Origin of the sequence: Amycolatopsis sp. (genome assembly GCF_025464955.1) — a bacterium.
Lineage (GTDB): Bacteria > Actinomycetota > Actinomycetes > Mycobacteriales > Pseudonocardiaceae > Amycolatopsis.
The window spans coordinates 24,582-43,920 of the sequence record NZ_JAODNM010000057.1; the positions used below are offsets into that span (position 1 = coordinate 24,582).

General features: G+C 67.5%; 16 protein-coding genes and 1 pseudogene. 14 read left to right on the forward strand and 3 right to left on the reverse strand.

The annotated features are described in order from the left end of the window. Positions 1-90 precede the first annotated feature (90 nt). The gene (locus tag JWQ81_RS12785) at positions 91-1,200 is read right to left on the reverse strand and encodes a site-specific integrase (protein WP_297540971.1); all 1,110 of its coding nucleotides are present in this window, start codon (positions 1,198-1,200) and stop codon (positions 91-93) included. Positions 1,201-2,059: 859 nt separating this feature from the next. Between JWQ81_RS12785 and JWQ81_RS12790 the strand changes: the two are divergent. After that, positions 2,060-2,591 (forward strand): annotated as a pseudogene (locus JWQ81_RS12790) (ATP-dependent Clp protease proteolytic subunit); the annotation flags it as partial. Positions 2,592-2,700: 109 nt separating this feature from the next. Here the strand turns inward: JWQ81_RS12790 and JWQ81_RS12795 are convergent. Continuing rightward, positions 2,701-5,889, reverse strand: a complete 3,189-nt coding sequence (locus tag JWQ81_RS12795; protein WP_297540973.1) for a BTAD domain-containing putative transcriptional regulator — start codon at positions 5,887-5,889, stop codon at positions 2,701-2,703. Between the two features lie 94 nt (positions 5,890-5,983). On the opposite strand from JWQ81_RS12795, the gene JWQ81_RS12800 reads away from it, so the two are divergent. The 5 genes from JWQ81_RS12800 (at position 5,984) to JWQ81_RS12820 (ending at position 10,885) form a co-directional block, all read left to right on the forward strand. Beyond that, positions 5,984-6,556, forward strand: a complete 573-nt coding sequence (locus tag JWQ81_RS12800; RefSeq protein ID WP_297540974.1) for an SDR family oxidoreductase — start codon at positions 5,984-5,986, stop codon at positions 6,554-6,556. Beyond that, a complete protein-coding gene (locus JWQ81_RS12805) occupies positions 6,553-7,770 on the forward strand; it encodes an MFS transporter (RefSeq protein ID WP_297540976.1) in 1,218 nt (405 codons plus the stop codon). The genes JWQ81_RS12800 and JWQ81_RS12805 overlap by 4 nt, the downstream gene beginning before the upstream one ends. Before the next feature lie 31 nt (positions 7,771-7,801). Continuing rightward, positions 7,802-8,602 carry an alpha/beta hydrolase gene (locus tag JWQ81_RS12810; protein ID WP_297540978.1) on the forward strand — a complete coding sequence of 267 codons (801 nt, stop codon included), beginning with the start codon at positions 7,802-7,804 and terminating at the stop codon, positions 8,600-8,602. 381 nt (positions 8,603-8,983) lie between these two features. Next, a complete protein-coding gene (locus tag JWQ81_RS12815; protein WP_297540980.1) occupies positions 8,984-10,180 on the forward strand; it encodes a transposase in 1,197 nt (398 codons plus the stop codon). Positions 10,181-10,195: 15 nt separating this feature from the next. Beyond that, a complete protein-coding gene (locus JWQ81_RS12820; RefSeq protein ID WP_297540982.1) occupies positions 10,196-10,885 on the forward strand; it encodes a response regulator transcription factor in 690 nt (229 codons plus the stop codon). A 51-nt stretch (positions 10,886-10,936) separates the two neighbouring features. Here JWQ81_RS12820 and JWQ81_RS12825 read toward each other — a convergent pair whose 3' ends face one another. After that, positions 10,937-11,677: a hypothetical protein gene (locus tag JWQ81_RS12825; RefSeq protein ID WP_297540984.1), complete on the reverse strand. Its 741-nt coding sequence runs from the start codon at positions 11,675-11,677 to the stop codon at positions 10,937-10,939. Between the two features lie 221 nt (positions 11,678-11,898). Between JWQ81_RS12825 and JWQ81_RS12830 the strand changes: the two genes are divergently transcribed. From JWQ81_RS12830 to JWQ81_RS12865, 8 genes are read left to right on the forward strand one after another with little or no spacing between them, the layout of a single operon-like run. Next, positions 11,899-13,029 (forward strand): hypothetical protein, encoded by a 1,131-nt coding sequence (locus tag JWQ81_RS12830; protein WP_297540986.1) that lies wholly within the window; start codon positions 11,899-11,901, stop codon positions 13,027-13,029. Positions 13,030-13,069: 40 nt separating this feature from the next. Beyond that, the gene (locus tag JWQ81_RS12835) at positions 13,070-13,255 is read left to right on the forward strand and encodes a hypothetical protein (RefSeq protein ID WP_297540988.1); all 186 of its coding nucleotides are present in this window, start codon (positions 13,070-13,072) and stop codon (positions 13,253-13,255) included. Beyond that, the gene (locus tag JWQ81_RS12840) at positions 13,255-14,106 is read left to right on the forward strand and encodes a RimK family alpha-L-glutamate ligase (RefSeq protein ID WP_297540990.1); all 852 of its coding nucleotides are present in this window, start codon (positions 13,255-13,257) and stop codon (positions 14,104-14,106) included. The genes JWQ81_RS12835 and JWQ81_RS12840 overlap by 1 nt, the downstream gene beginning before the upstream one ends. Continuing rightward, entirely contained in the window at positions 14,103-15,158 is a 1,056-nt protein-coding gene (gene argC, locus JWQ81_RS12845) for an N-acetyl-gamma-glutamyl-phosphate reductase (protein ID WP_297540992.1), read from the forward strand. The genes JWQ81_RS12840 and argC overlap by 4 nt, the downstream gene beginning before the upstream one ends. Beyond that, positions 15,155-15,955, forward strand: a complete 801-nt coding sequence (locus JWQ81_RS12850) for a hypothetical protein (RefSeq protein WP_297540994.1) — start codon at positions 15,155-15,157, stop codon at positions 15,953-15,955. The genes argC and JWQ81_RS12850 overlap by 4 nt, the downstream gene beginning before the upstream one ends. Positions 15,956-15,966: 11 nt before the next feature. Beyond that, positions 15,967-16,530, forward strand: a complete 564-nt coding sequence (locus JWQ81_RS12855) for a type 1 glutamine amidotransferase (RefSeq protein WP_297540996.1) — start codon at positions 15,967-15,969, stop codon at positions 16,528-16,530. A 32-nt stretch (positions 16,531-16,562) separates the two neighbouring features. Then, positions 16,563-17,681 (forward strand): Glu/Leu/Phe/Val dehydrogenase dimerization domain-containing protein, encoded by a 1,119-nt coding sequence (locus JWQ81_RS12860; RefSeq protein WP_297540998.1) that lies wholly within the window; start codon positions 16,563-16,565, stop codon positions 17,679-17,681. Continuing rightward, positions 17,678-19,315, forward strand: a complete 1,638-nt coding sequence (locus JWQ81_RS12865) for an AMP-binding protein (RefSeq protein WP_297541000.1) — start codon at positions 17,678-17,680, stop codon at positions 19,313-19,315. Before JWQ81_RS12860 ends, JWQ81_RS12865 begins: the two co-directional genes overlap by 4 nt. The last annotated feature ends 24 nt before the right edge of the window (positions 19,316-19,339 follow it).

The following is a 19,339-nucleotide window of genomic DNA, read 5'->3' on the forward strand; positions in this document are numbered from 1 at the left end:
GGTTAGCTGGCCTTTCGTTCCGCCTTGACGATTGGGCTTCGTCGACGATCTTCTTGAGGTCTTCGGAGCAGCTGGCGCGCGGCGGCCGTTCTACGCTGGGATTTGGTGAGGTGTCTTTCGCTTCGTTCCGGGCCGGCGGTTCTTCTTCGTTCCGTAGTGGCGTGTGACCTTGCGACCCTGACCTCGGATCTTCTTCGCGGTGTGCCTGGCGGCGTTCATGACGAGTTCGGCGGTGGCTTCGGCTGCGTGGTGTGCCAGGCAGGGCAGCACGCTGGTGTAGGTGTCGGCGGTGAGCACGATGCTGGAGTGTCCCAGCATCGCCTGCACCACCTTGAGGTCGTTGCCTGCGGCCAGCGACAGGCTCGCTGCGCCGTGGTGGAGGTCGTGCAGCCGGATCGGCGGCAGGTCCGCGTCGGTGGTTAGCCTGCGGAAGGCATGGGTGACGTAGCCGGGACTCATCCGGTTTCCGTACCGGTTGACGAACAAGAACCCGGTCAACGCCACGCCGACCGGTAGTCGACGTCGCTGCTCGGTGCGCAAGGTACGCAGTGCGGATATCGAGACGTGGTCGAGGGCGAGTGCGCGGATACTGTTCTCGGTTTTCGGTGGGCAGATGACGGTCTGGCCGTTGCGGTCTTGGACCTGGTGGGACACCTGCAGCACGCGGGCGTCGAGGTTGATGTCGCACCACCGCAACCCCGTCGCCTCACCGCGACGTAGGCCGAGCAGCGCGACGAGCAAACACAGCACGTGCAAGGGGTGGTCGTAGCTGCTCTCCAGGAACGCCGCGGTCTGCGTCGGAGTCCAGACGGCTCCGGCGGGTCGTTCACCGGTCTGGCGCCAGTGAGCTTCGCGGCCTTCGGTCCAGACGACGGCTCGTGGTCGGCGTCCGGAGGGGAGTTCGATCCAGTGTGCTGGGTTCCGGTCGAGCAGTCCCCGGCGGATCGCGCCGTTGAGCGCGGTGTGGAGGACGCCTCGGATGCGTTGCAGCGTCGCGTAGGACAGCGGGTGGCTGCGGGTGGGGTTGCAGCGGATCAGGGCGGTGAACATCGCCTGTACCCGCGCGACCGTCAGTGATCGCAGCGGCACGTTCCCGAGATAGGGCTTGAGGTAGTCGTGGACGTGCTGGGTGTAGAGCCGCCGTGTCGAGAAGCTCAGGTTCTGGCGCATCTCCAACCAGATATCCAGCCACTGGCCCACGGTGACGACTCCTCTGCCTGGGTCGATATCGTCGCCAAGCAGGTACCCGCGCGCTTGTTCTGCGGCAACACGCGAAGGGAAACCACCCCGCCGCACACGATGCCGCCGACCGTCGCGGCCCGACGGCAGCTCCAGGGAGAAGTACCACGAGCCGTGGCCACGTTCGCCCAGCTGTGGACAGCGGGCACCGAGCCGGCGCTTGTCATCAGGGTTTGTGCAACTGCAACGCTTGTGGACACCATTCCACCGAGACATTGCAACCTCGTTCACGACCCCCATGAGGCCATAGTCCGCTTGGTGTCTCGATCCCCATAGCCGGTTACGTCGTTCGACCCTGCGTGCTCGCCGCCCTTGTGTCAGCTCCGCGGCTGCGTGACGACCAGGCCGACACAGTTTCAGCTGCTGAGCCGGCTGCCGGGCGAGCGGCGAAGGCTCATGCTCGGTGAGTTCTCCTGGCGGTGGGATCGCGAGATCCGGTCGTCCGGCCTGTCAACTGAGCAGATCACCGCCAGGCTGGCAGAGTTCAAGCCAGGTATCCGAGTGCAATCGTACGGCGCGGTTCGGCAAACAAGTGGGAGATCTGGCCTCCGAAGCTCACGAAATCCAGCGTGTAACTCTCGGGACAGTCGATAGGGGATCCAGGCACGCTGAACGGCGGCCGCACGACATCCTCAACTTCATTTGTGACTCTGGCAACTTCTATCTATTTTAACGACGACCGCTACGGCGGTCCGATTGGGGCGGCAAACTCGGGCCGTGAAGTCCACAGTGGCGGGATCAGTGCCGAGGCCGCTGAGAGCTGATCCGCTCACAGCAGAGAAGTTGGCGAACGGTAGAGGGGCGGCGGCATTGTCGGAGCATGACGAACGACGAGGAGCAGCCGCTGTTCGACTACCGGCTCCGAGAACGGTTCTTCAGTCAGCGGATACTGGTCCTCGACGGCGCGCTCGATGACGACAACGGGACAGTGCTCGCCACCCAACTGCTGTCCCTCGCGAGCGAGGATCCCAGCAGGGACATCGCATTGTGGATCCACTCAACGGGCGGCTCGGTCCCGGCGATGCTCGCCATCCGCGACGTGATGCGGCTCGTGCCGTGCGACGTTGCCACGCTCGCGCTGGGACTGGCGTGCAGCGCGGGACAGTTCCTGCTGTCCGCGGGCACACTGGGCAAACGCTTCGCGCTTCCGCACGCCCGCATCCTGATGCACCAGGGCTCGGCGGGAATCGGCGGTCGAGGTGGAGGTGGAGGTGGAGGCGGACGACCTGCGGCACACCCGGGACACAGTGCTCGCGATCATCGCGGACGACACCAGCCAGCCGATCGACCGGATCTTCGCCGACTCAGTGCACGACCGCTGGTTCACCACCGAGCAAGCATGTGAGTACGGCCGACTTCTGGAACCCGACAGGCTGTTCGAGTAGCTCTGAAGCCGCCTCGAACTCACCGCCCCGGGGGATCCCGCCGTGCTCGGCGTGCTGCGGCAGGTTGATGGTGGCATCAGCTCTGTTCGTGGTCTTGTGAAGCAAGAAAGGTTGACACGGCGTCCGCAATGGACAGTTGGGTGCCACGCTCGAACGCGTAGGTGAAGGCGGAGGTGCCGAGGAGGGACCGGGTGGAGTTGGTGATGCGGTCGACGTCGTGACGTTCGGCGGCTGGGAGTGGGGCGCCCACGCTGCGGCGGGCGGCATCTGCGGTGCCGAGCAGGAAGGCGGCGCACTCGGCGGAGTTTGGGTGTAGGGCGGCGGCCCCGGCCAGTCCTTCGAGGGAGAGGGCAAGGGCGCGAGGCTCTGCGAGGGAACGAGCGATATCGAGGCCGTGTAGGTGATGGGCGGCCGATTGGGCGGCGTCGCGGCGGAGTTCGGCGATGAAGCCGAGTTCGACGACGAGCAGGTGGTCGCCGGCCTGCGAGGAAAGGGCGGCGTAGCCCTCGCGAATATGCCGAAGGTGGTCCTCGGCGGAGTCGAGATCGCCCGAGCGGCGAGCACCGAGGGCAAGACCCATCTCGGAGTGGATCTGGCCATAGGTATAGCCGTGTTCCACGGCGATGCGGTGCGCCTGCTGGTGCAGGTCGCGCGCCCGGTCCCAGTCACGCTCTAGCAGGGCGAGCCTGCCGAGGCCGGAGAGGCGGGCGGACACTTCTGCCTGTAGGCCAAGCTCCCGAGCGATGACGAGTCCCTCGTGCTGGCAGCGCACCGCTTCCTGGTAATCGCCCTTGATCTCGGCGAGCGCGGCAAGCGGCGGGATGGTCTGCATCTCGCCCCAACGGTCACCGAGCTGCCGGAAGAGGGTGGCGCTGCGCAGGCCGTCACGACCGAGCCCGGCGAGGTTGCCGCTAACCAGGGCAAGCGTGGCCCGTAGGCCGAGCGACGCGGCGATGCCCCACTGGTCGTCCTCAGCGGTGAACAGGTCGAGGGCACGAGTGTTCATGTCACTGCTGGCGGCGGCATCGCCGGCGCTGAACAGGCCGTAGGCGCACAGCCACAAAGCGAGGGCACGCCGCGTGGGTGCCGGAATGTCGTTGGTTCCGGCGACGACCTGTGCGGCGGGATCACCGGTGAGCAGGGCGAACGCGCCGTGCAGCGCGCTGAGTTCCGGGGCGCTCCCAGTGGAGACGGTGGCGAGCACGGTCGACAGCGCACGCCGTCCCTCAGTGAGGCGACCTCGCAGCAGCCACCACCAGGACAGGGCGGTGACCAGTCGGACGGCCTCGTCGGCCGTCCCAGCACGAGCGCGGCGGACCGCTTCGTCCAGCGCCACGCGCATGTTGCCTGCCTCAGCGTCAAGGCGGGCGAGCCAGGCCCGCTGAGAGTCACAGCGCAGCAAGGGTTCCGCGTGCTCGGCGACGGTCAGGTAGTGCCGCAGGTGACGGTCGCGTACGGCGGCGAGGTCGGCCATTTCGTGCAGCCGCTCCATGGCGTAGGTGGCGACAGACTCCAGCAGCCGGTAGCGTGGCCCTTCCGTCATCACCATGAGGGAACGATCGACCAGTCGGGTGATGAGGTCGAGCACTTCGGCCCGCGTGACGCCATCGCCGGCGCACACCACCTCGGCGGCGTCCAGGTCGCAGCCGTCGCTGTGCACGGAGAGGCGGCGGAGCACGATCCGTTCCGGCGCGCTCAGCAACTCCCAACTCCAGTCGATCATCGCTCGCAGGGTCTGCTGGCGAGCGGGTGCGCCGCGCTGCCCGAGGGTCAGGATGGCGAAGCGGTCGTTGAGCCGCGCCGACAACTCCCGCACACCGAGGGCGCGCACACGGGTGGCGGCGAGTTCCAGCGCGAGCGGGATGCCGTCGAGGCGTCGGCAGATCTCGGTTATGGCATCAAGGTCGGCGGGCTCGCAGTCGTCCGGGCGCCGTGGGAAGCCGGGAGCCGAGTCGGCGGTACGCGCCATGAACAGCCTGATGGCGTCCGTGGTCGGCAGGGGTTCCACGGCGAACACCCCTTCACCCGCCAGGCCAAGGGGTTCCTGGCTGGTGGCCAGAACACGCAGGCCGCGGGCGGTGCGCAGCAACAGTTCGGTCAGCTCGGCGGCGGCGTCGATCACGTGCTCGCAGTTGTCCAACACGAGCAGAGTGCGGCGGTCACGCACGGCGGTGGCGAGTCGTTGCGCCGGTGTGGCGGTACCCGTGCCGGTGCCGGGCAACGTCGAGGGGGAGTCGTCCCGGATACCGAGCACGTCGGCGACGACCTGGGCAAGGTCGGCCACCGTGCCTGCACGGACTCCGGCGAACTCGACCAGCCAGACGCCGTCCGGGAACTCGCTGGGCCGCGTGTCGGCCTCGTACGCCGCGGCGGCCACCGCCAGCCGCGACTTGCCGACGCCGCCAGGCCCGGTGAGGGTGACCAGCCTTGCCGGGCCGTGGAGTTCGGTCAGGTGGGCGAGCGCTGTCTCCCGGCCGATGAGCGGCGTAAGAGCGTTGGGAAGGTTCGAGTGCGGCGGCTCCGACTTCGAGTTCAACCGTGGGTCCTGACGGAGCATCGCCTCGTGCAGGTCACGCAGCTCAGGGCTTGGATCAGCCCCTAGCTCCTCTGCCAGGCGGCTGCGTAGATCGGCATATGAGGCGAGTGCTTCGCTCTGCCGTCCGGTCAGGTAGAGGGCACGCATCTGCACTGCGCGCAAACCCTCCCGCAACGGGTGCTGCGCCACTACAGTCGTGAGCTCTCCGGCGGCGAGCGCGTGCTCCCCGGCCTCCAGACGAGCCTTCGCCTGCTCCTCGATGACGGACAGCCGCAGCTCGGTCAGGCGGTCTGCGGCCGACCGCGCGAACTCCTCATCGGCGAAGTCCGCGTACGCGGCTGCCCGCCACAGCTCCAGAGCTTCGGTGAACAGCACCGCCCGCGTGCGCGGGTCGGCCGTCGCACGTGCTCGCGCCACCAGGTCACGGAACTGTGCGGCGTCCAACTCTCCGGCGCTGTCCAGCCGCAGTCGGTAGCCGGCCGGCTGTCGCTCGATCCGGTCGCGGCCAAGAATCCGGCGTAGTTGGGAGACCTTGGCCTGCAGCGCGCCGGCGGGCTTGCCCGGCGGGTTGTCGCCCCATAGGTCGTGCACGAGGCGATCCGTGGCGACCGGTCCGCCGCCGTGCGCGAGCAGCGACGCGAGTAGGGCGCGCACTTTGACCTCAGGCACGGTGACCGGGTCACCCTCCTCGTCCCACACTGCCAGTGGGCCGAGCACCCCGAACCGCATTGATCGCTCCCGTCGTAAGGCCGCCGTCAGTTGATCGTAAGCAAACCCGAAGCGTCGCCGCGCACAGTTGGCCGGTCTGAAGGGAGCGACACGCATGACCAAGTACGCGAGAACAAGGGCCGCGGTGATCGGGGAAGCCGACGACATCAGCCTCGCCATCGCCAAACGCCTGGTAGAGGGCGGCGCGAAGGTCCTGCTGACGGCTGATACCGCGGACAAACGCGCGTATGCGGCCGCTGAACTGGGATCCGCGGCACACGTTTTCCCACCCGCTGAGATTCCTGCTCGCCTCGGCGACGACGGCCTCGACCTCGTGTTCGCCGACGCCGTCGCCGACGCGAGGCCGCTGTTGCCACGGCTGCGCGACGGCGGCGCGATTGTGTTCACCACCCCCGCTTCCGCCGCCGGTGTCGAGGCGCTTGCCGCAGAGCTGGCCGACCGTAGCATCCGCGTCAATGCGGTGGCGCCGGGCTGTATCGCGCCGGGCGGCGCCACCACGCAGCTACCGCCGCTCGGACGGCTCGGTTCCGCCGAGGAGGTGGCCCGCGTCGCACTTTTTCTGGCCACGGAGGCGACGTTCACCACTGGCGCCCGCATCCCCGTCGACGGTGGCCTCGGCCGCCCGGTAACCCACAACCCAACTTCCGCAGGAGAAACCGGAGCATGAGCACCACACCAGAAATCACCGCGCCGGTGGCGCCGGGCGACAGCGCGCCGGCGCAGCGCTTGCCGCTGTTCGCCTTGTTGTCGCTGGCCACCGCCGTGTTCATCACCAGCCTCACCGAGACCCTGCCTGCGGGCCTGCTGCCTGCGATGGGTAACTCACTCGGCGTGAGCGAGTCCGCGACCGGGCAGACCGTCACCATCTACGCGCTGGGCACCGTGCTCACCGCGATCCCGGTTTACTCGGCCACTGCGGGCTGGCGGCGCAAGCGATTGCTGCTGACCACCATGGTCGGCTTCGCCGTGGCCAACACCTTGACGGCCGTGTCGTCCATGTACGGCCTGACGATGGTGGCGAGGTTCGTCGCCGGTATCGCCGCCGGGCTGGCCTGGGCGCTGCTGGCCGGCTACGCCCGGCGCCTGGTCGCCACCCACTTGCAGGGCAGGGCGATCGCCATCGCCATGTCGGGCATTCCCGTCGCGCTATGCCTCGGCGTGCCCGCCGGGACCTTCCTAGGCCAGGCCGCAGGCTGGCGGACGGCGTTCCTCGCGATGACGGCGCTGACCGTGCTGTTGTTGGGGTGGATCGTCGCGGCCGTGCCGGACTACCCAGGACAGGGGCGCGGCGAGCGGACCAGGATGCTGCCAACGCTGCGCGTGCCAGGCGTGATCCCGGTGCTGTTCGTCACGCTTGTATTTGTGCTGGCGCACACGATTCTGTACGCCTACATCGCCACCTTCCTTGCCGGCGTAGGCATGGGTGGCGACACCGGTCTGGTGCTGCTCACGTTCGGCATCGCGTCCATTGTGAGCATCTGGATCGTCGGCGCGCAGATCCACCGCAGGCTGCGCGTGCTCACTGTTGTCAGTGCGCTGCTGGTTGCCATGGCCGCGATTGTGCTGGCCACGCTTGCACATGACATGGCACTGGTCTATGTTGCCGCCGCGCTCTGGGGTCTCGGCTGGGGCGGCGTGCCCACCCTGCTTCAGGTCGCCGCCGGCGATGCCGGCGGCGACTCGGCCGACGCAGCGCAGACGATGCTCGTCACGTTATGGAACGTCGCGATGGCGGGCGGTGGTGTTGTCGGCGGCATCCTGCTCGACCTGATCGGCAGCGACTCGTTCCCCTGGAGCGTGCTGCTGCTCATGCTGCCGGTGATCGCGGTCGTCGTCCTCGCCCGCAGGCACGGGTTCCCCGCCCACCGTGTCTCGGCGTAGTCCCTACAACCACGGTTGGATCATGGAAACCATGACTGAGAAGACCCTTCATCACGTCGAATTCGGCTCCGGGACCCCGGTGCTGCTGTTGCACGGCTACACCATCGACCACCGGCTCATGCTGCCGCTGGAGGGCGCCTTCGCCGCGCGGGAGGGCTGGCGCCGCCTGTACGTCGACCTGCCGGGTTCCGGGCAGTCGACGCGACTGGCTGGGCCGGTCACCGCGGACGCCATGGGCGAGGCTGTTTTGCGGTTCGTGGACACCACCATCGGCGACGAGCCTTTCGTCGTCGTGGGCATCTCCTACGGCGGAATGCTCGCCCGACACGTCGTGGCCGAACGTGGCGCGCAGGTGCTGGGCACGGCGCTGATCGCACCCCTGGTCAAACCGAGCGGTGCGCGCTCCGTTCCTGACCGGCAGGTGCTCACCGTTGACGACGCGCTGCTGGCCTCCCTGGACCCAGCCGACCGGGACACCTTTGCCGCCATCGCCGTGCACCAGGACGCGGTGGGCTGGCAGGCGTTCCGCGACCATGTGCTGCCCGGTATTCGCGCCCATCACCGCGAGGACGCCGCCGAGCTGCTCAAGGCGTACATGCTTAGCAAGACTCCGGAGACGGTTTTCGGCACCCACCAAGGGCGGCACCTGCTGGTCACTGGCCGCCAGGATCACCTGGTCGGCTGGCGCGACCAGGTCGAGCTACTGGAGCACTACCCGCACATGACCTATGCCGCCGTCGACGGCGCGGGTCACAACGTGCATCTCGACCAGCCAGCCGTTGTGCACGGTCTGCTGGGTAGCTGGCTTGACGCGATCACCGGCCGCGATTGATCCCTCGCTGCAACGGCCGCCTAAAACCGTGCATTCGCACGGTTTTAGGCGGCCGTCCGCGTGTCGGGGGCACCAGGCACCTCAATTTTGGTCATTCGGCCACGATGAGTCTCGATTCGACCTGTGACGGCCGGGAAAATGGCATGATTTCCGCCACGCGCCGCGCTCGATGTCCGCCCTCACGGACCTGAGCAGGTGTCATCAAGCGGATTAACGGAGTTGCGCCCACCATGTGACATAGCATTTGCGCTGGTCAGACCAGGAAGTGGCAAAGTGGGCAACAGATGCATGATTTGCCGTGGTGCGTGCCGGTACGTTGAACCGTACTAGACGCGCTCGAACCGAATGGTGGGCGGCGACGAGTTTTGGGGGCTACGTCAAATGTCGGTAAGCCAGTTATGCACAACCGCGATAGACGACGGTGTCCGGGTGCGAACATTCGTAGAGGACGTATTCACGTCCCTCCATCGGGTGGAACAACATCGTTGGGCCCGCGCCTATCTGAACGGCCTGGTCCGCGGCAGCGCCCGGAAGGCACCGCTCGAACAAGCCTACGCAGCGCGGCTGCCGCAGGCGACGGCAAACGGGCTGCACCATTTCATCAACGCCAGCCCATGGGACTGGCAGCCTGTGCGCCGCAGGCTCGCACTGCGGATCGCCGCGAACACCACGCCGTACGCGTGGACCGTCGCCGAACTGATCACTCCCAAGCGCGGCGAGCACTCCGTCGGCGTGCACCGCAGGCTGGACGCAGCCACCACGCGCACCATCAACTGTCAGCGCTCACTGGGCTTCTTCCTGGCCACGGACGCGGGTTGCTTCCCGGTGGACTGGAGCCTCGTGCTCAAGGACACCTGGGACTGGGATGGTGAGCTCCGCAGCCGCGCCCGCATCCCGGACTCGGAGGCCAGCCGCCCCGTCGGCGCCTACGTGCTCGACTACGCGGACAACGCAGCTGCGGAGCCGGGGCTGCCGAATGTGCCGTGGATGTTGGATCTCACGCGGTGCGACGACGCCGCCGGGGTACTCGCGGGTCTGGTCCGGCGGCATCTGGACTTCGCCTGTGAGGTCGACCCCGGCCAGCTGGTGGTCACCGGGCGTCCCAGCGTGATTACGGTGGGCGCTCTGATGGAAACGCGGCGGGGTCAACAGTCGCACATGATGACGCGGCAGGCGGCAGACGGCCGCTCTAACCCGGTGGAGATCTACGCGGCGTCGGTGCGGCTGCCGCTGCACGACACCTTCACCGATGGCAAGTCCCGCATGGTTCGTGTGCTTGAGTGGCCCGACCCGAATCGGCAGCGACCCTCCCGGTACTGGATCACCGGCTTCACCAACCGGCGCGTCGGCGAGGTGCTCTCGCTGGTGCGGGCCCGGGTTGCCGCGCTGGCGACGGTCGCCGAGCTGGATGAGCATTTCGGCGCGTCGGACTTCGAGGGCCGTTCCTTTCCAGGCTGGCACCACCACATGACGATGACCTCGGCGGCCTACGCCTTTCAGAACCTGCGCGGTGCGGACGACGTCCTCCCGGCGATGTCGGCAACGCAGCCCACGAAACTGGCCAGAACCGCACACTGACGGGGGCCGAAGAAAATGAAGAACATACTTGTAGTTGAGTGCGACGCCTGCGCGGCTGAATCGGTGGTGTTTGCACTACGTCGGCAGGGATACGCCGTCCGAAGCGTTAACACCGGAAAACATGCCCTGGCGGCATATCGCGAGGCTAATCTGGTGTTGCTCTCTCTTGACCTGCCCGATATCGACGGGCTTGAGGTGTGCCGGTCTATGCGGAACGGCAGTGATATTCCGCTGATCGCCCGCACTCATCGTGACGACGAGTTGGAGCGCGTACTCGCCCTGCGGGAAGGTGCGGACGACTGCGTGGCGAAAACTTCGGGAATACGCGAGGTCGGGGCGCGGATCGAGGCTGTGTTGCGTCGGGCCCGCGGTCAATCGCCCGCGCGGGAGACCATTTCCATCGAGCCGCTGCACATCGACCAGCGGACCCGTGAGGTCCGCGTACACGACCAGCGCGTCGATGTCACATCGAAGGAATTCGAGCTGCTGTGCACGCTGGCCGCGAAACCGGATTCCGTGGTGTCCCGCAAGGAACTGATGGCCAGCGTGTGGGGGACGAACTGGGCAACCACCAGCCGTACCATCGACACTCACGTGAGTAGCCTGCGGTCCAAGCTGGGGTCGAGCAGGTGGATCATCACGGTCCGCGGCGTCGGCTACCGGATGGGGCACGGATATGGCACGCCTGCGAAGTCCGCGGGCTGATCATCACGGTGGTAGGGGCCCGGGGAGTTGTTCCCCGGGCCGCTGTCGTTTTTACGCGGGCTGGCGGTCCAGCCTGCGCAGCAGCGGGTGCGCCGAGTCGGTGCCCGCGTGCACCGTACGCGCCGCCCACCAGGCCGAGGCCAGGTTCGAGGTCAGCAGGGTGCGATCCTCGTCGTCGTTGGCGAGCTGCGACACAGCTGCGAGTGTGCCCATTCCGGTGCCGGTGAACAACAACGCGGTCCCGTCGCCGAAACTGCGATTTCGCAGTCGCCCCATGATGGCCTCGGTGGTCACCTCGTACGGGTCGAAGTGGTCGTCCCCCGCGGCAGGCACGAGCACAACGTCATCGACGGTGAGGCCGGCTCGCTCCCAGAATTCGCGTGACATTGTGGTAAGCCAGGGCTGATACGGGGACACCAGCGTCAGTCGGGTCACGCCGCGCGCCTCGCACGCCGCGAGGATCGCCTGTGTCGACGATTGCACGGGGAAGCCGGCGCCCGAGGACAGGTCGTCGCAGAAGGCCCGGTCGCCGTCGGGGCCCAGCAGGTAGTGAGAGGCGCTGCAGGCTACTACGGCGGCCTGCAGGCGCATGCCACCGAAACCGGCGAGGGTGTCCGGCAGCACGTCGTTGTACGTTTCGAGCATCTCTCTCAGCCCGATTCCGGGAGTGGTCGGGAAACGGGTGGCGTACACATTTACGGCGGCGCCGAGCAGGTAATTGAATTCCGGCTCTGCGGTGGGGTTCTCCGGCGGGACGACAACTCCCAATCTGGGCAGTGAGAAAAGGTCCATGCCGACACGGTAAGGCCCACATCGTCGTGACCTCCGACGGCTGCGGCAGATTTGACGGCTTGCTCACGTTCCTTTCCTGGATTGACACTGCCTGACATTCCCTGACCTGGATCTGACCCGCGGAGCCTTGATTTTCCCCATCGGATGAAGGAGAGTTGATCTCGTACTCGCCGAACCTCTTAAGTCCGATTCCACGACCTATCTGGAAGGAGTCGATGGCGATGTCGGCAATAATACTTCCCCGCATTTCCGATGCCACTTTGCGGGATTCCGCCCACATGGCGGGCGTCGAGTTCAGCCCCACCGACGCCGCGGTTATCGCGGACCTGTTGGTGAAGACCGGCGTCGAGCTGGTCGAGGTGGGCATGGTGGCAGGCCCGAACTCGAAGGACGCGGACCTCGTCGAGGCCGTGCACGCGGCCGTCGGCCCCGAGCACAGCATGACGCTGGTTGTCGTGCGGGATCGCCAGCAGGTCACCACGGCGCTGGACGAGGCGGAGCGCCTCGGGGTCCGCCACATCATGTACTCCATTCCCACCTCGGCGCAGCACGCCGAGCTGAAGCTGGGCTCGCCCAGTCTGAAGTTTTTGCAGAGCCTGGCCCGCTCGGCGATCTCCCAGGCCAAGGACCGCGGTTTCCACGTCACCTTCAGCGGCGAGGACGGCGCCCGCACGCCGAAGGAGCGGCTGGTGCCTTACGTGGCCAGCGGCTTCGAGGCTGGTGCTGACCGCTTCCGGCTCGCGGAGACGGTCGCCTACCTGTCGCCGTGGCAGATGGAAGACGTGATCGGCGGCATCACCGAGATCGACGACTCGGAAATCGAGATTCACTCGCACAACATGCTGGGCATGGCCGTCGCCAACTCGCTGGCCGCCGTCCGCGCCGGCGCGAAGTGGATCTCAGCGACGGTCGGCGGCATCGGCGAGCGCGGCGGCAACGCGCCACTGGCCGAGCTGCTCACCTCGCTGCGAGTCATCCACGGCGACACCCGCTTCGACCTGACCCACCTAACTGAGCTGTCCAGGGTTGCGCTCAACGGATCGGGACTCGGTGACGCGTTCCAGTCGGGACCGACCACGCCGCACGCCTTCGCCTACGAGCTGCCTGGTCAGCTCAGCCACCCGGAAGCCTACGAGACGCTGCCTGCCGAACTCGTTGGCAACGCGCGCGAGCTGAGGGTCCGCACCCGGCTCACGCCGGCCCTGGTCAGGTGGGCGCTCGCAGACTCAGGTGTGGAGGTCGACGTTGAGGCCTTCACTCCGTGGCTCGTCGCACGGCAAGAGCGCGACCGCCGTCCCCTGCTGGACCGCGACGCGATCCGCAAGGCCGTCATCGACTTCCAGGTTGCCTGAACCAAATTCCATTCCACCGCGGCACAAACAGGAGTTGATCATGACCGCTTCCACTCTCGCCGGCAGCTGCCCCGAGTGCGAGACCGACCTGACGGTGCCACCGATTGTCGAGGGCGAGACCCTGTCCTGCCCCGAGTGTCTGCTGACGCTGCGGGTCGAGGACATCCAGGACGGCAGGCTGGACCTGCGCATGATCGAGGTCCAGCTGCGCGACTGGGGCCAGTGATGGGCAACAAGATCGCCATCGTCGCGGACCGGATCGGCTGGGAAGAACGCAGGCTCATCGACGTCGGCCCTGATTTCGGCTTGCACGTCGACTGGGTCAACGACGAGTCACTGTGCCTCGGCGACCCAGCAGCGCCGGCCCTGCGGGACTACGACGTTGCACTGGTCCGCAGCCGTAGTTACACGCGTGGCGGCCTGATCGCCACCCAGGCCGAGGCGGCTGGGGTGCGAACACTCAACACGGCCAAGGCGATCCACACCTGTGAGAACAAGGCGACCCTGCGCGCCATGCTGGGCGCTAAGGACATTCCGGTGCCGGAGTTTCGACTTGTGTTGTCTCGCAAGGACTTCGAGCAGGCACTCGACGAACTGCCGTTGCCGCTGGTATTGAAGCCCGTCTTCGGCGGCATGGGCAAGCGGGTCACGCTGCTCCGTCACGCCGACGTCGCCCAGTCGGTCTATGACTACGTCGAGGACCTCGGGCACGCGTTCGAGCAGGCCTGCCTGCTGGAGCCCTACATCGGCGACGGCACCTCGGTGCGCTGCTTGGTGGTCGGGCGCGAGCTGGTCGCCGCCGCGGAGTTCAGCAGCGGCGGCGTCGACTGGCGGAACAACGTGGCGCTCGGCAACAACTACCGCGCTGTCGAGCACGATCCCGACGTGCTGAAGCTCATCGACGGCGTTACGGCCGAGCTCGGCGCAGGCATCTATGGTGTGGACCTTTTCCGCACCGCTGACGGCTATGTCGTCAACGAGGTCAACCATGCGCCCGGCTTCAGGGGCGTTGCCTCGACGACAGGCGCCGACATCCCGTCGGCCGTCGGCCGGTACCTCAAGGAGTTAGTGCAGTGATCCGTGCCGGAGTTGTCGGCGCCTCCGGACTTGCCGGTGGCGAGCTCATCAGACTGATCACCCAGCACCCCGAGCTGGAGCTGACCTTTCTCGGCGGCTCAACCAGCATCGGTAAGCGGCCCGCCGAGTTGCACCCTGGCCTGCGCCTTGACCTCGGCGTGACGGTGCAGCCAGTCACCGAGGAGATCGCCGACCGAGTCGACGTGGTGTTCCTGGCCACCCCGGCGCCAGTCTCAGCGGAGCTGGCCGCACTGCTGGCCGACCGCGTGCCTGCGGTGGTCGACCTGAGTGGGGCGTTCCGCATCCGCACGCCCGAGCTGCACGACCGCTGGTATCCGAAGGTCAAGCGACGCGCGGATCTGGTGGACCGCTTCGTGTATGGCGTGCCTGAGCTGATCGGCGACCGGCTCGTTGACGCACCGTTGATCTCGCTGCCCGGTTGTTACGCCACCGCTATCACGCTAAGCCTCGCGCCGCTCACCCTTGGCCTCGGCCTGAACCTGAAGACCGTTGTGGTGGACGGAAAGAGCGGCTCAAGCGGCGGTGGTGCGCAGCTGCGCACCGGGGAACTGCATCCGTACCGCAACGGTGCCATCACGCCGTACGCGCCGACAGGGCATCGGCATGCCGGCGAGGTCCGCGACTTCCTCGAGCAGGCCAGGCCCGGCAAGATCGGCTCGCTGAGCATGTCCGCGTACGGCGTCTCACACGTGCGCGGCCTGCTCACCAGCTCGTATGTGTTCGCAGGGCAGGAGTTCGATCCGCGCGAACTCCAGCGAGCGTACCTGCGGTTCTACAAGGGACATCCATTCGTGCGGGTGCGGCGGCACACCGAGACGCTGATCCCGGTGCCCGACCCGCACGTCGTCCTCGGGTCCAACTTCTGCGACGTGACGGTTATGCACGACGAGGACGACGGCCGCATTGTCGTGCTTGCTGCACTGGACAACCTCGTCAAGGGCGCCGCGGGTCAGGCCGTGCAGGCCGTGAACAAGCGGTTTGGACTGCCAGAGGAGATGGGCCTGACCATGCAGCCGGTGATGCCGGCATGAGCACACCTCGGTATCTGCCGCCGACCGTGGTGAAGCTCGGCGGCAGCTGTCTCGACGACCTGGCAGGCGCCTGGTGGGACGACCTGGCCGGGCATGGTCAGTCGAACCCGCTGGTGTTGGTGCACGGCTGGTCCAAGCCGTTGAAGCGGCTCAACCCCCGCTACCGTGAGCCGTCGGCGATCTTGCGCGACCGCTACGGCAACCAGAGCCGGTGGACCACGCCGGAGGTCATCGCGGACATCAGAGCGGTCAGCGCAGGCATCGGCAAGGACGTCATCAGCCGGTTGGAACGGCGCGGCATCACTGCTGAGCGGTTGCTCGGCAGTGACGGCCTGGTCAGCGTGGGTGAGGGCGAACGCTGGTGGTGGCTGGACAAGCAACTCGTCGAACTGGACAACCTGGTTGGCCCGATCACAGGAGTTGACCCCGCCGCGTTGAAGAACCTCCAGCCAGGCCACGCCTACCTCGTCACGCCGCTTGCCCGCAACACCGTTGGCCAGGAGGTGAACACCGACGCCGATCGGGCAGCCGCGGCCATCGCCGCCGGTGTCGGTGCCACCGACCTTGTCCTGGTCACCGATGTCGCGCACCTGCTCATCGACGGTGAGCCGGTGCGGCGGATCTCGGCTGGTGCGGCGGCCGAGTTCCGCGACAAGGGCGCGACCGGCGGCATGCGCAAGAAGCTGCGGGCCGCGGGCGAGGCCATCGACCAGGGGGTGGCTCGCGTTGTCATCGGCAGCGCACCGGTCACCGACTTGCTCGCCGACCACACCGGAACCGTCATCACGCGAATGTGAGGAGCAGGCACGTGGCGCGATCTCGTGTGTTAGTCGTCAACAACAGAACGCTGTCCCTGAAGCAACTGCGCGGCCGATTCGAGGAGCTGGGCTCGGATACGGAGACTGTCGAATCGACCGAGGTGCCATCCGGGGTGAACGGTCGTTACCAGGCGATCGTCCTGAGCGGCACCAAGGTTCGGGCCTACGACACCGATTACTACCGGCCGCTCATCGACCTGGTCATGGGCACGGACGTTCCGGTTTTCGGGATCTGCGGCGGCATGCAGATCCTCGCGGTCGCGGCAGGCGGGCAGCTGGCCGACGGGCCCCAGCGCATCGGCGGATACCAGGTGCAGGTGGACAACCAGGAGTCGCTCTTCACACACGTGAAGCCGACGGTGACTGTCTTCCACCGGCACACGCTCTACCTCAAGCAGGCCCCCGAAGGCTTCCGTGCCATCGGCCACTCCGAGCACGCGCCGGTGGAGTTCCTGCGCTCAGAGGACGGCCGCATATTCGGCTCACAAGCGCACCTGGAGTTCCGCAGCGATGGCTTGGAGATCCTCCGCGGCTTCGCGGAGCTCTACCAGTGACCCGCTTACTCCATTTAGAGAAGGACTTGGTTATGAACGTTCTGCAAGACCAACAGGCGCCCGCGTGCACCGTTCACCTGAACGGCAGCGGGGGCGCCATCAAGGGCTGGGTGGTTGTCGACAGCCTCGTCGACGGCCTCGCGATGGGTGGGACCCGGATGACCACCGGGGTGACCGAGCAGGAAGTGGCGGGTCTCGCCCGCGACATGACCGACAAGTTCACCCTCGCCGGGCTGCGCATCGGCGGCGCGAAGGCCGGTATCGTCGCCGACGGCGGCGACCGCGAGCGGACCTTCCGCACCTTCGGCCGCACCGTGAAACCGTTGCTGCACGGCGGCATCCACCTCGGTATCGACATGGGCGTGACACCGTCGGACCGGGGCGTCTTCTTCGCTGAGGCCGGCTACGACCCGCGCCATCGGGCGGGAGCCAAGGACTTGCCGTTCGACTGGGAGACGTACTACAACCCCCTGATCGACATCACCGGCCACGGCGTTGGGGTTGCCGCGGTCACGGCGCTGGATGCAGGCGGCGGTACCGGCCCGGCCAGTGTGGTGATCCAGGGCTTCGGCGCGGTTGGTCGCGCGGTCGCGCGTTTCCTTGAGGAACGCGGGCATGTCATTGTCGGTGTCGCCGACGTGCTGGGCACGATCAGCGCAGACCGGCTGCCGGTCGCCGATCTCACCGCCATCACCGACGAGTTCGGCTGCATCGACCGGTCCCGGCTGCCGCAGGACGTCACCGTCACCACCGAGCAGGACGCCTGGCTGGGCGTTGACGCGGACATCCTGGTCCTCGCGGCGCAGAAGCACGCGCTCAACGCCGAGAACGCCGACCGGCTGCGGGCAGGCCTGGTGGTCGAGGGCGCGAACATCGCCTCATGCGCTACGGCGAAGGAGAAGGTCGCCGCGTCCGGCGCGGTCCTGGTGCCCGGCGTGATCGCCAACATCGGCGGGGCAGGGTCTGCCGCACTGGCCGTCACCAGGGTCGTGCCGTTCGACCTGGCCGCGCAAGCGCGCAAGGCATGGGTGTTCGACTGGATCAGCGACTGCGTGCGGCGCAACACCAGGGATCTACTCGAAATCGCTGCCGCACAGGCAGGCGACCCGCTGCCGGAGCTGCTCGCCGCCCGCAGGCAGGTGCTCAGGTGACCGCGTCGGCCGATGCGGCCGTGCCCGCACACGTCATGTCCTCGAACCTCGCAGCCGAGTACCGCAGGCTGGGCTGGTGGCGGGACGAGATCTTTCTCGACGACCTGCGCCGACAGGCGCGGGAGCGCCCACACAAGCTCGCCATCGCGGGCCGCCGCATCGCCGAGTCCCGCACCGACACCCTCGACTACGCCGAACTGGCCCGGTTGACCGACCGGTTCGCGGGCGCGCTGCTCGAACTTGGCGTCCGGCGCGGCGACGTGGTCGCAGCCCAGCTCCCCAACCGGTGGGAGATGGCGCCGCTGATGTACGCCTGCATGGCCGTCGGCGCCGTCATCTGCCCGATCTCGCCGATCTGTCAGGAAGACGAACTTCGGCGCCGCCTTGAGCTCACCGAGGCGCGGGTGTTCATCACCATGCCGGCGTGGGCGGACAACCCGCTGGCCGTGATCGGCGCGCGGCTCGGCGCCGAACTGTCCACATTGGAGCACGTGTTCGTGGTGGATGGCGTGCCGTCCTTCCACGAGCACTTCGTCGCGACCGACTGGGAAAACCGGTCCGCCATCGACGGTCTGGCGCTTACCTCAGACGAACCCTTCGTCGTGCTGTTCACCTCTGGCACCACCGGCGAGTCTAAGGGCGTGCTGCACAGCCAGAACACCGTCCACTCGGCGGTGCGCGGCTACGCCGACGCCTTCGGGCTCGACGACAGCTGGGTCGCCGCGGTGTCCACGCCGCTCGTGCACTACTCGGGCTTCGCCCAAGGCCTGCTCGCCGGCGTGCTACTGGGCGGCACTGTCGCCTTCCAGGACATGCGGCGCAACGAGGACCTGCTCGACCTCGTGGAACGCTACGGAGCCACGCTGCTCTACGGGCCGCCCGCCACCCTCGCTGACGTGGTCGCGGCGCAGCGGACGGACAAGCGGGCCACGCCCACCCTGCGGCACGTGGTGATCGGCTCCGCGCCGGTACTCCGGGAACTTGTCGACGACATCACCGAGAACCTCGGTGCGCGCACGTACTCGCTGTGGGGCATGTCCGAGAACGGCCCAGTGACCATGACCCGGCCCTCGGATCCCGAAGTCTGGGCGGCACACAGCAACGGCGCAGCCATCGACGCCATGCAGATCCGCATCGACCCGCCCGGCACCGACGGCGAGTCCGGCCTCGTCGGCCGCCTCAAGGTGCGCGGCGCGTCGCTCGCGCTCGGCTACTACCGACGCGCGGAGGTGTTCGCGGCGCAGTTCGACGCGGACGGCTGGTTCGACGTGGGCGATCTCGCCAGGGACGACGGCCACGGCGGCATCCGCATCATCGGCCGGGCTCGCGACGCGATCGTGCGGGACGGCCTGACCGCCCCCATGACCGAGTTGGAGGCGGTCATCGGCAGCTATCCCAAGGCCACCGAGGCCGCGCTGGTCGGGCTCCCCGTCGACGGCGGGGAGACGGTGATCTGCGCGGTGGTGGTCCCGCGTGGCGACCAGGGTCCGTCGCTCGACGAGGTCCGCGCGCACGTGCTGCGGTCGGGGCATGACTCCCGGTTCCTTCCGGACCGGGTGGAACTGCTTGCGGCGTTGCCGAAAACCCTGACCGGCAAGGTCCGCAAAGCGGAGCTGCGCGAGCGGTACGCCTGACCCTCCCATCATTTGGAGCCCCCG